The 10,855-nt window shown below is 65.8% G+C and carries 13 protein-coding genes; 10 read left to right on the top strand and 3 right to left on the bottom strand.

All coding sequences use genetic code 11. From position 1 onward, the window contains the following. Positions 1 to 175 precede the first annotated feature (175 nt). Positions 176 to 1,771 (top strand): carboxylesterase/lipase family protein, encoded by a 1,596-nt coding sequence (locus BVE01S_RS09195; RefSeq protein ID WP_066626708.1) that lies wholly within the window; start codon positions 176 to 178, stop codon positions 1,769 to 1,771. Here the strand turns inward: BVE01S_RS09195 and BVE01S_RS09190 are convergent. After that, positions 1,768 to 2,835, bottom strand: coding sequence for a L,D-transpeptidase family protein (locus BVE01S_RS09190; RefSeq protein ID WP_066626707.1), 1,068 nt, complete (start codon positions 2,833 to 2,835; stop codon positions 1,768 to 1,770). The two genes, BVE01S_RS09195 and BVE01S_RS09190, sit on opposite strands and share 4 nt — an antisense overlap. Before the next feature lie 38 nt (positions 2,836 to 2,873). After that, positions 2,874 to 3,035: a hypothetical protein gene (locus BVE01S_RS17025; RefSeq protein WP_165117191.1), complete on the bottom strand. Its 162-nt coding sequence runs from the start codon at positions 3,033 to 3,035 to the stop codon at positions 2,874 to 2,876. 149 nt (positions 3,036 to 3,184) lie between these two features. Here BVE01S_RS17025 and BVE01S_RS09185 point away from each other — a divergent pair, with 149 nt between their 5' ends. The 3 genes from BVE01S_RS09185 to BVE01S_RS09175 all read left to right on the top strand — a co-directional run bounded on the left by BVE01S_RS09185 (position 3,185) and on the right by BVE01S_RS09175 (position 6,256). Next, on the top strand, positions 3,185 to 4,345 hold the full coding sequence (locus BVE01S_RS09185; RefSeq protein ID WP_066626706.1) for a GNAT family N-acetyltransferase: 1,161 nt from the start codon (positions 3,185 to 3,187) through the stop codon (positions 4,343 to 4,345). 10 nt (positions 4,346 to 4,355) lie between these two features. Continuing rightward, complete coding sequence (locus tag BVE01S_RS09180) at positions 4,356 to 5,270, top strand: transcriptional regulator (protein ID WP_066626704.1); 915 nt, start codon at positions 4,356 to 4,358, stop codon at positions 5,268 to 5,270. A 98-nt stretch (positions 5,271 to 5,368) separates the two neighbouring features. Then, the gene (locus BVE01S_RS09175; RefSeq protein WP_066626702.1) at positions 5,369 to 6,256 is read left to right on the top strand and encodes a GIN domain-containing protein; all 888 of its coding nucleotides are present in this window, start codon (positions 5,369 to 5,371) and stop codon (positions 6,254 to 6,256) included. Positions 6,257 to 6,373: 117 nt separating this feature from the next. Here the strand turns inward: BVE01S_RS09175 and BVE01S_RS09170 are convergent, their stop codons facing one another. Next, entirely contained in the window at positions 6,374 to 7,126 is a 753-nt protein-coding gene (locus BVE01S_RS09170) for a porin (protein WP_066626699.1), read from the bottom strand. A gap of 589 nt (positions 7,127 to 7,715) precedes the next feature. On the opposite strand from BVE01S_RS09170, the gene rpsJ reads away from it, so the two are divergent. From rpsJ to rpsS, 6 genes are read left to right on the top strand one after another with little or no spacing between them, the layout of a single operon-like run. Further along, positions 7,716 to 8,021: a 30S ribosomal protein S10 gene (gene rpsJ / locus BVE01S_RS09165; RefSeq protein WP_003164367.1), complete on the top strand. Its 306-nt coding sequence runs from the start codon at positions 7,716 to 7,718 to the stop codon at positions 8,019 to 8,021. Positions 8,022 to 8,042: 21 nt separating this feature from the next. Further along, entirely contained in the window at positions 8,043 to 8,792 is a 750-nt protein-coding gene (gene rplC, locus BVE01S_RS09160) for a 50S ribosomal protein L3 (RefSeq protein ID WP_066626693.1), read from the top strand. Next, the gene (rplD, locus tag BVE01S_RS09155; protein WP_017506058.1) at positions 8,792 to 9,430 is read left to right on the top strand and encodes a 50S ribosomal protein L4; all 639 of its coding nucleotides are present in this window, start codon (positions 8,792 to 8,794) and stop codon (positions 9,428 to 9,430) included. The genes rplC and rplD overlap by 1 nt, the downstream gene beginning before the upstream one ends. Continuing rightward, the gene (locus tag BVE01S_RS09150; protein WP_008260292.1) at positions 9,430 to 9,732 is read left to right on the top strand and encodes a 50S ribosomal protein L23; all 303 of its coding nucleotides are present in this window, start codon (positions 9,430 to 9,432) and stop codon (positions 9,730 to 9,732) included. Before rplD ends, BVE01S_RS09150 begins: the two co-directional genes overlap by 1 nt. Positions 9,733 to 9,736: 4 nt before the next feature. Beyond that, positions 9,737 to 10,573: a 50S ribosomal protein L2 gene (gene rplB / locus BVE01S_RS09145; RefSeq protein ID WP_055753391.1), complete on the top strand. Its 837-nt coding sequence runs from the start codon at positions 9,737 to 9,739 to the stop codon at positions 10,571 to 10,573. Positions 10,574 to 10,575: 2 nt separating this feature from the next. Beyond that, on the top strand, positions 10,576 to 10,854 hold the full coding sequence (gene rpsS / locus BVE01S_RS09140; RefSeq protein ID WP_017506055.1) for a 30S ribosomal protein S19: 279 nt from the start codon (positions 10,576 to 10,578) through the stop codon (positions 10,852 to 10,854). Position 10,855 lies beyond the last annotated feature (1 nt).

The raw sequence follows: 10,855 nt of genomic DNA, 5'->3' as shown, positions 1-10,855 counted from the left end.
CCGGCCTCAAGTCGCGCGCCTCCGCGAGGCGCGCATAGGCCGAAAGACAGAGTAGCGTAACAGAACGGCCCCCGGAGCAATCCGGGGGCCGTTTTGCTGTGGGGGAACTCTAGGCGCCCGCAACGGGCCTGCCGTTCGGGCGTTAGGATCGTCTGCCCAAAAGCCAAGGTTCACGATGCGTCTGATCTCGTTGCTTGCGTGCCTTGTCGCCCTGTCGGCCTGCGCCACCCATCCCGGCAAGGTCGATCAGGTCCGGTTCGCCAAGGACGCCGAGCCGATCTTGGCCAGGACCGAAGCCGGGATGGCGCGCGGGGTCGAGGGGGCGGGGACGCGAGCGTTCCTCGGCGTGCCGTTCGCGGCGCCGCCGGTCGGCGATCTGCGTTGGCGCGCGCCGCAGCCGGTTGAGGCCTGGCAGGGCGTTCGGGATGCGACGCGGATCGGTGCGGACTGCACCCAGGCGATCGGGCGACGCTCGATCCTGGGCGGCGGCGGCGGGATCGTCGTCGGGTCCGAGGACTGTCTGTATCTGAACATCTATGCGCCGGGCGGAGAGGCGGCCGAGGCGCGGCCGGTGATGGTCTATATCCCGGGCGGCGCCTTCACCGTGGGGGCGGGCGCCAACTACGATCCCTCGAAACTGGCGCGCGAGCAGGGTCGGGTGGTCGTGACGATGAATTATCGGCTCGGCGCGCTGGGCTGGCTGGCGCATCCGGGGTTTCAGGCGACTGGCGAAGGCTTCGGCGGCAACTTCGGCCTAATGGATCAGCAGGCGGCGCTGAAGTGGGTGCATCGGAACATTGCGGCCTTTGGCGGCGACCCGGGCGACGTCACCCTGTTCGCCGAGAGCGCGGGGGCGTGGACGGCCTGTTATCTGATGGCGTCGCCGCAATCGGAAGGGCTGTATCAGCGGGTCATCATGCAGAGCGGCGGATGTCTTGAGCCGTCGTCCCTGGTCAGGGCGCAGGACGCGGCCCAGTCGGGGCCGATGTTCGCCGAAAGGCTTGGCTGCACCGGCGAGGATCAGATCGCGTGTCTGAAGGCGCTTCCGGCCTGGCGGCTGTCGCGGGCGGCATCATTGAGGGCGGGCATCAACGGGCCGGGATCATGGGGCCCGGTGCACACGGACGCCACTGTGCCGGAAAACCCGGCGGTCGCGATCCGCGAGGGGCGGTTCACGCGCGTGCCCGTCCTGGTCGGGACGAACCTCGATGAGGGGCGGCTGTTCGCCAACGAGGTGCAGGACATGGATCGCTATCAGAAGGAGACGATCTGGATGTACGGCGACCAGGGCGAGCGGGTGCTGGCGCGCTATCCTGTGGGGAAGGACGGGCCCGCCTATGCCATCGCCACCAACTTCACGGACCAGAGGTTCGCCTGTCCGTCACAGGCCTTGCGACGACTGCTGGCCCAGCATGTGCCGGTGTGGGGCTATGAGGTCGCCGATCGCGAGGCGCCGTTCGTCTTGCCCGACTGGATTGTCGGTCTGGACCTGGGCGCCTATCACGCCAGCGAACTGGCCTATGTGTTCGGCACGCGCTGGGTGTTTGCTGATCCCAAGCGGTTCACGCCTGAGCAGAAGGCGTTGTCTGAGCGGATGCAAAAGCTGTGGGCGACGTTCGGGCGTTCGGCCTTCGCCGCCGAATGGCCCCGCGTCGAGGGTGCGGGGCCGGTGCGGGTGTTCAAGCCGGAGGGCGATGTGATGGACGACGGCTTCTTCGAACGCCACCACTGCGACTTCTGGGACGGTACGCCGTTCGGCGCCGTTCACTAGATAAAGCGGACGGTGACGCCCGGCTTGACCTTGTCGGCCAGCATCCAGGCGTCCCAGTTGGTCAGGCGCACACAGCCGTGCGAGGCCGTCTTTCCGACCAGATGCGGGTCCGGCGTGCCGTGGATGCCGTAGCTGGGCTTGTTCAGGTCGATCCAGACGACGCCCACCGGATTGTTCGGACCGGGTTTGACGACGACCTTCTTCTTGCCGTCGCCATAGCTGAGTTTCGACGGGTCGTAGGTGTAGTCCGGGTTTCGCGCAACGCCGTTGACCTTGACCGTGCCGGTCGGGGTCGGGTTGTCGCCGCTGCCGATGGTGGCCGGGAAGTAGGCGATAAGCTTGCCGTCAGCGTCGAACGCCTTGACCGAGCCTTCGCTCTTGTCGACGTCGATGTGGTCCACGTCGGCGGGCAGGGGCGCGGTGTTGACGGCGGGGACAAGCAGACCCTGGCCCACGCGATTGAAATCGGCGCCGGGGTTCATGGCGCGCAGCAAGGCTTCGGTAACGTGGAAGCGCTCGGCCAAGGCCTCGACGATATTGGCGTAGCCCATGTGGGGCACCTGACCCTGAGCCTCCAACTCCGTGGGAACGACGCCGAGGTAGGGTCCGGCGATGTCCTGCTGGGTGATGGTGTAGGCGGTGGTCACCGCGCCCGGTCCGGCGGCGGCGCGCAGTCTTCCCATCACGTCGGCGTTCAACTCGCCGTTCACCGTCATGCCGTTCGCTTCCTGAAACGCCGAGATGGCCTGGCGCATGTTCGACCCCGCCAGGCCGTCGATCGCGCCGGGCGAGAAGCGGGCGCGTTCCAGAAGAACCTGGGCGCGGATCAGGGCGGGTTGCGGCTGCTGCTGGGATGCATTCGGGGTGGAGGGCTGGCCCTCTTGCGCGGCCGGCGGCGGCGCATAGGCGGTGTTTTCGATGGCGTCACGTGAAAGCGGGCCGGTTTGGCCCACTTGCGCGGTCTCGGCCGTCTGAGCCGCTGGGGCGGCTGTGTTTTCCTCCTTCGGCGAACAGGCGCCCAAAGACAGAACAGCGAGTGCGGCGAGGTAGGCGGGACGGTTCATAAGAGACTTTCGAGACGGTAAGTGCGGGCGGTCGGTGTTCAGTTGGGTTCGCCGGTCGCGGGGTCGGTTTCGGTTTCGCCGGAGTTCGACGAGTCCTTCGAACCCTTAGGCTCGGTCGCGGGGCGCGGCGGCTGGCCGTCAGCGTCCGGCCGCAGGTTTTCGTTCTCGACGGCTTTGCTGTCAGGGCGTTGATCGGTCATGGTCTTCTCCTTGGGTCACTCAAACGCGCCAAGGCGACCGCGGCTCCTTCAACGTGCATTCACCATGACGGTGAACCCTGATGAAACGCGCATGGGGCAGGGTGCAGTCTGGAATGGACCTTGCTGCGCAGGGCCCTAAGAGGATGCGTATGGCCGGAATGCTGCAGGTCGAGATCATGGACGCGGTGGCGATGGACGCCGCCGCCGTCGCCCTGTGGCGTGCGTGGACGGCTGGCAATCCTGATCTGGCCAGCCCGTATTTCCGCTGGGATTATGCCGAGATCGCCTCGCGGGTCTGCCCCGGTGCGGCGATCGCCGTGTTCCGGCGAGATGACGAGATCGTCGGCTTCTTCCCGCATCAGCGACGCGGCGGAGCGGTGCAGCCACTGGGCGCGCCCATGAACGACTATCACGGCGTCATCGCCGCGGCGGGCGAGACGATCACGCTGGAAGAGGTGGCGCGGCTGTTGAAAGCCAAGCGGCTGAACGTGCCTGGGTGGATCGGCGCGGGCGAAACAGGCCAGGCGCGCGAGACGGTGCAGGTGGCCATGCCCGAGGCGGGCTATGACGACTGGTACGCCGAGCGGCGCAAGACCTTCGGCAAATACTTCAAGGACAAGGAGCGGGCGCGCCGGAGCCTGGAAGCCGAACTGGGGCCGATCCGGGTGGAGCGGGGTCTCAGAGATCCTGCACTGCTGGATCATCTGATCGCGCTGAAGGCGGCGCAGTATCGGCGCTCGGGCCTGCATGACATCTTCGCCTGCGGCTGGACGCGGGATCTGCTGCACGCGCTGATGAGCGAAGCGCGAGAAGGCTTCGGCGCCTCGATGGCGGCCATGCATGCAGGCGACAAGCTGGTGGCGATCGAGTTCTCGCTGCACGCCGGGCGGCATTACCATTTCTGGTTCCCAGCCTATGAACCGACGCTGGCGCGGTGTTCGCCAGGCATCCTGCTGAGCATGGACACAATGCGGCTGGCGGCGGCCGAGGGCTTCCGGGTGTTCGACTTCGGCTTCGAGGGCGAGACCTACAAGAAGTATTTCGTCAACGCCCGCCAGACGGTGCGCGAAGCCGTGGTGATGCAGCCGGGCGTGACCCAGGCGCTGGGCGACATCACGGTCGCGGCGCTGAACAGGGCGGGCGGACGCGGCGAGGCGGTGCGGGCGTCCCTGCGTCGGCGCTGGGCCACGATCGAAGCCTGCGAGGCGACGCCCGTCGGGCGGCTGAGGGGCGCGGCGGTCGCCGCACGGTCGGCTGTCCAGAAGGCAGCCGCCAAGAAGAAGACGCCGGCGCGCGTCGCCCACGTTTGAGGATATCGGCATGACCCAACGCCGCACACGCTATCCGGGCCCGATCGCCGAGGCCAAGACCCACGCCCACACCCTGATCGAGCAAGGATTCGCCGAAGATGCGGCGCTGGCCGCCGTGCTGGATCGTTATCCGGCCGAACTGTTCGACATCAACCTGTATGACTACGACGACGAGGGGCAGGTGTCCTTGCGCACCGGCGCGCGCGGGCGGCTGTCGGGCGAGGAACTGCTGGAGGCGATCAAACAGGGTCGGCTGTGGGTCAATCTGCGCGGGGTCGAGACCGGCTGGCCCGAGCTGTGGGCGGCGGCGATGAAGGATTTCGCCGCGATCCAGGCGACCTATCCGGGGATGCGGGCGGTGCGGAACGCGGGGCAACTGATCCTATCGTCGCCCAAGGCGCGCGTGCCTTATCATTTTGACGCGGCGGGCGTGGTGCTGTTCCACCTGCGTGGGCGCAAGCGGTTGTTCGTCTATCCCGGCGACGAGGGGCATCTGCCCGAGCGAAACATGGAACAGGTGGTCGCGCGCCAGACGACCGAGGAACTGCCTTATACACTGGCGTTCGAACAGGACGCGCAGGTCATGGATCTGGAGCCGGGCCGCGCCCTGACCTGGCCGCTCTATGCGCCTCACCGCGTGGAAAATCTGGACCGCTTCTGCGTCAGCCTGTCGATGGATTTCCAGACCTGGCCGTCGCGGTTCCGCAACGGCGCGCTGTTCACCAATGCGGTGATCCGCAGCCGGGGCGGGCGGCCGCGCTTCACCGACGGCATGACCACGCCGGAGCTGGCGGCGCGCTGGGCCGCGTCGCTGGCGCTGAAGAAGGCGGGCGCGATGAAAAGCAAGATCGCCAACTTCGAGCGCGACTTCGAGCCGGAGATCGGCGCGGCTGACGGCGCGGGCGCGCTGAACGCGACGTCATAAGCTCGGGGCGTTAATTCGAGTTCATGACCTCGAGTTAAAATGACTTGGTCGCGGGCGGCGCGCACCTTCTCCTCACATTCGGGAAGGGAACACCGCTCATGAAAACCGCACTGATCGCCGCCGCCGCCGTCGCCACCCTGACCGGGTTTGTCGCGGCGCCCGCTTCGGCCGCCGAGGTCGAGATACGCAACGCCGTCGCCCGTGTGGTGGTCATCGTCGAGGATCGTCAGGATATCGGGGTCGAGGTCACGCAAGGCCAGACGCGCTTGCCAGCCATTCAGGTTCGCCGCGACGGCAATGACGTCAAGATCGACGGCGGCCTGCGGCGTAACGGCATGTGGGGCGGCAACAGCGCCATTCGCGGCTGCAACTCCGGTCGCAGCGATTCGGGCCAGCCGGGGCAGGGCGCGACCGTCGAGGTACGCGACCTGGGCCGCATTCGCCTGGAAGACGCGCCTTTGATCGTCGTGCGCACGCCGCGCGCGGTGGATGTCAGCGCCAGCGGCGCGGTCTTCGGCTCAATCGGACGCGGCGCGCGATCGGTCGAGTTGGACAATGGCGGCTGCGGCAACTGGAACGTGGCCAATGTGGATGGCGATGTGGAACTGGGCCTTGGCGGATCAGGCGCGATCCGCGCGGGCACGTCTCGATCGCTGAACGCCAGCGTCGGCGGGTCTGGCTCCATCTCGGCCGGAGCAACCGGAGCCCTGAAGGCGGCCGTCGGTGGATCGGGCAATGTCGAGGTGGCCAGCGCCGGCGGACGCAGTGAACTGTCCATCGGCGGCTCGGGCGGTGTGAACGTGCGGCAGGGCCGAATGGACAAGCTGTCGGTCGCCATCGGCGGCTCGGGCGATGTTCGCTACGGCGGCGCAACGCGCGACCTTGACGTGGCGATCGCCGGATCGGGCAGCGTCCGAGTCGCCTCAGCCACGGGATCGGTTTCTCGCTCCGTCGTCGGATCGGGAACCCTGCAGATCGGGCAGTAAGACCCGAGCGACGAGAAGGCCCCCGGTCGTGGAACCCCGGGGGTCTTTTCCGGCCAAACAAAAAGCCCCGGCGGATCGCTCCGCCGGGGCTCTTCGCATGGCTCAGGTCCGAGACGCTTAGAAGACGTTCAGGACGCTGGAGATGGCCGAGACGCCCAGGTTGGCGCCGGCGCGGTCACGCGCTTGCAGACCGCCGCCGAACGAATAGCGCAGGCCGACCGACCAGGTGTCGACGTCCAGCGAATCGATGTCGGCGCGGGTGTAAGCGGCGCCCAGCGAGAACGGGGTGTTCTCGAACTCGTATTCGGCGCCCACGCCGTAGGTCCAGGCGTCGGTGTCGCCGCCCGAGAAGTCGACGTTGTTGTACGCGACGCCGGCGTTCAGGCGCAGGTTCGGCATGACGTAGAAGGCGGCGTCGGCGCCGACGGTCCAGATGTCGGCGTCCACGTTGTCAGCGGTCGTGTAGGCGACTTGGCCGGTCAGGGTGGCGTTCGACAGATACTTCTGGGCTTCAGCGCCGACGGTCCAGATCGGCTCGTTGCCGCTGCCGATGCCGTTGGCGGCGACAAAGGCGCCGGCGCGAACGTCGGAGGACCACATCTTGGTCAGGTGAGCGGCGGCGGCGCCGGTGACGTCTTCTTCGCCAAAGGCCTTGGTGTAGTCGATGGCGCCGTTCAGCGTCACGGTCCAGTCCTGGGCCGGCAGGGCGACCGAGCCGTCAACGGTCCAGACGTCGGCGTCGAAGTCGTCGCCGGCGACTTCGATCGACGGGTTGGAATAGGTCACGCCGACCGAACCGATGGCGTCTTGGGCGAAGGCCGGGGCGGCGAACAGGGCGGCGGCGGCCGTGGCGAGGAGGATCGTCTTCATTTTTCTTTTGTCCTTAGCAGTCTGCCCCCGGATGGGGGTCCGGGGAGGGGCGCTGCTATCAGCCCAAGACGAAGCGGAGCAATAAACCGACGTTCGATTGGCTTGGGATGGCAAGGTTGTTGCGCAACAGCCACGCGTTGCGGCCAGAATGTGTCACGACTTGGCGATCTGTGGGGCAAGTCGTTAATCGCGCACAGCAGTCGCACTCCTGCACTATAAAGGGGCGTCAAACGCCGACGACGTCGCCGCCAAACGCCTTGTTGCGACGTGCAACGCCCTTGGCGAAGACCGCGTCGAAATCCTGTGCCAGCCCGGGTTTGCGCGCTTGACGAAATCAGAATCGATAGGCATAAGCCACCACTCTTGTTGGACCGGCTGTGCAGTTCGCTGCAAACGCGGTTCGCAAGAACGACCTAAGTCACTGTTCTTTGCAGCTTCTTGGGATATCAACGGCCTTCGCGGGCAACTGCGTGGGCCGATCGTTTTTGCGGATTTGCGTTCCCTGAGGGCTTTTTGCCCGAAGGCCTTCGGTCTTTGAAATGGTTCACAGGGACGCGGTCCTCCGACCGCATTGGAAGTAAGCACCGATATGGATCAAAGCATCCGCATCAGGCTCAAGGCCTTTGATCACCGCGTCCTCGATTTTTCGACGCGCGAGATCGTTAATACCGCCAAGCGCACCGGCGCGACCGTTCGCGGTCCGATTCCGCTGCCGACCCTGATCGAGAAGTTCACCGTGAACCGCTCTCCGCACGTCGATAAGAAGTCGCGTGAGCAGTTTGAAATCCGCACGCACAAACGCGTGCTCGACATCGTCGACCCCACCCCGCAGACCGTGGACGCGCTCATGAAGCTCGACCTGTCCGCCGGCGTGGACGTCGAGATCAAGATTTAAAGTAGAAAGAGGCGGGATCCGATGCGCACGGGCGTGATCGCCAAGAAGCTGGGCATGACCCGCGTGTTCGCCGATGACGGCGCGCACGTACCGGTCACTGTGCTGCAGCTCGACGGCTGCCAAGTCGTCGGCCAACGTACCCAGGAGCGTGACGGCTACGTCGCTCTCCAGCTGGGCGCTGGCACGAAGAAGGCTAAGAACACCAACAAGGCTCAACGCGAGACCTTCGCCAAGGCGGAAGTCGAACCGAAAGCCTATGTGACCGAGTTCCGCGTCGATGCGGACGGTCTGCTGGAAGTGGGCGCCGAACTGTCGGCCGAACACTTCCTGGTGGGCCAGAAGGTCGACATCCAGGGCGAGACCATCGGTAAGGGTTTCGCCGGCGCCATGAAGCGCTGGAACTTCGGCGGCCTTCGCGCCACCCACGGCGTTTCGGTCTCGCACCGTTCGCACGGTTCGACGGGTAACCGTCAGGACCCGGGTCGCACGTTCCCCGGCAAGAAGATGGCCGGCCACTACGGCACCGAGACCGTCACCACCCAGAACCTGACCGTCGTCCGCGTGGACGCCGAGCGTGGCCTGATCCTGATCAAGGGCGCTGTCCCCGGTCACGACGGCAGCTACGTCAAGGTTCGCGACGCCATCAAGAAGGCTCGCCCGGCCGACGCTCCGTTCCCCGGCGCGCTGAAGTCGAGCAAGTCTGCTGCTCAACCCGCCTCGACCCCGGCTGAAGAAGCCCCCGTCGAAGCGACCGAAGGCGGTGAAGCGTAATGAAACTCTCTGTCATCCAACTCGACGGCAAGGCTGCTGGCGACGTGGAACTGTCGGACGCCGTCTTCGGCATCTCCGACATCCGCGGCGACATCCTGGCCCGCACCGTCAACTGGCAACTGGCCAAGCGCCGCGCCGGTACGCACAAGGTTCAGACCCGCAACGAGAACTCTCGTACGGGTAAGAAGATGTACAAGCAAAAGGGCACCGGCGGCGCTCGTCACGGTTCGCGCCGTGCACCGCAGTTCGTCGGCGGTTCGCGCGCCTTCGGCCCGATCGTTCGCGATCACGGCTTCTCGCTGCCTAAGAAGATCCGCGCCCTGGCTCTGCGTCACGCCCTGTCCTCCAAGGCCAAGTCGGGCGACCTGATCGTGGTCGACACCGTCTCGGTGAAGGAAGCCAAGACCGCTTCGCTGCGTGAAACGCTCGGCAAGCTGGGCTGGACCAAGGCTCTGATCATCGCGGGTCCCGAAGTCGATACGAACTTCGGCCTGGCCGCACGCAACATCCCGCACATCGACGTGCTGCCGAACGCCGGCCTGAACGTCTATGACATCCTGCGGGCTGACAAGCTGGTGCTGACGAAGGCCGCCATCGAGGCCATCGAAGCCCGCTTCAGCGATAAGGAAGCCGCGTAATGGCCGCTCAACCTACCGCCAAGCACTACGACACCATCCTGGCCCCGGTGATCACCGAAAAGGCCACGATCCTGTCCGAGCAGAACAAGGTCGTCTTCCGCGTCGCCGACACGGCGACCAAGGACGAGATCGCCGCTGCGGTCGAAAGCCTGTTCAAAGTCAACGTCCTGAAGGTCAACACCCTGGTTCAAAAGGGCAAGACCAAGCGCTTCCGGGGTATCCTGGGTCGCCGGGTCGACATCAAAAAAGCGATCGTGACGCTGGCTGACGGCCAGTCGATCGACGTCACCACGGGGCTCTGATCAGATGGCCTTGAAACATTACAATCCGACCTCGCCGGGCCGTCGCGCCCTCGTGCTGGTTGACCGTTCGGAACTCCACAAGGGCCGTCCGGAAAAGTCGCTGACCGAAGGCCTGACCAAGTCGGGCGGACGCGGGCAGGGCGGTCGCATCGCGGTCCGCTTCCGTGGCGGCGGCGCCAAGACCCTGTATCGCAAGATCGACTTCAAGCGTCGCAAGTGGGACATGGTCGGCACGGTCGAGCGTCTGGAATACGATCCGAACCGCACGGCCTTCATCGCGCTCGTGACCTACGAGGACGGTGAAAAGACCTACATCATCGCGCCGCAACGCCTTAAGGCGGGCGACACGATCGTGGCGGGCGAAAAGACCGACGTAAAGCCGGGCAACGCCATGCCGCTCCGTTCGATGCCGGTGGGTACGATCATCCACAACATCGAAATGAAGCCGGGCAAGGGCGCCCAGCTGGCCCGTTCGGCCGGCGCCTACGCCCAGCTGGTCGGTCGCGATCAGGGCTACGCCCAGATCCGTCTCGGCTCGGGCGAACTGCGCATGGTCTTGGACGGCTGCATCGCCACGGTGGGCGCGGTTTCGAACCCCGACCACATGAACCAGAACCTGGGCAAGGCCGGTCGTAAGCGTCACATGGGCTGGCGTCCGCACGTTCGCGGCGTCGCCATGAACCCGATCGACCACCCGCATGGTGGTGGTGAAGGCCGGACCTCTGGTGGTCGTACCCCCGTCACGCCGTGGGGTAAGGACACCAAGGGCACTCGTACCCGCAAGAACAAGGCTACGGACAAGTACATCATCCGTACCCGCCACGTTAAGAAGGCTCGCTAAGAATGGCCCGCTCCTCCTGGAAAGGCCCGTTTGTCGACGGGTATCTGCTCAAGAAGGCCGACGCCGTTCAATCGTCGGGCCGCAAGGACGTGATCAAGACCTGGTCGCGCCGCTCCACCATCCTGCCGCAGTTCGTCGGTCTGACGTTCGGCGTCCATAACGGTCAGAAGCACGTGCCCGTGTCGGTCTCGGAAGAGATGGTCGGCATGAAGCTCGGCGAGTTCGCCCCGACCCGGAACTTCCCGGGTCACGCGGCGGACAAGAAGGCCAAAAGGAAGTAAC

Source organism: Brevundimonas vesicularis NBRC 12165, from assembly GCF_001592205.1.
Taxonomy (GTDB): domain Bacteria; phylum Pseudomonadota; class Alphaproteobacteria; order Caulobacterales; family Caulobacteraceae; genus Brevundimonas; species Brevundimonas vesicularis.
This window is presented reverse-complemented; position numbering and strand designations above follow the sequence as displayed.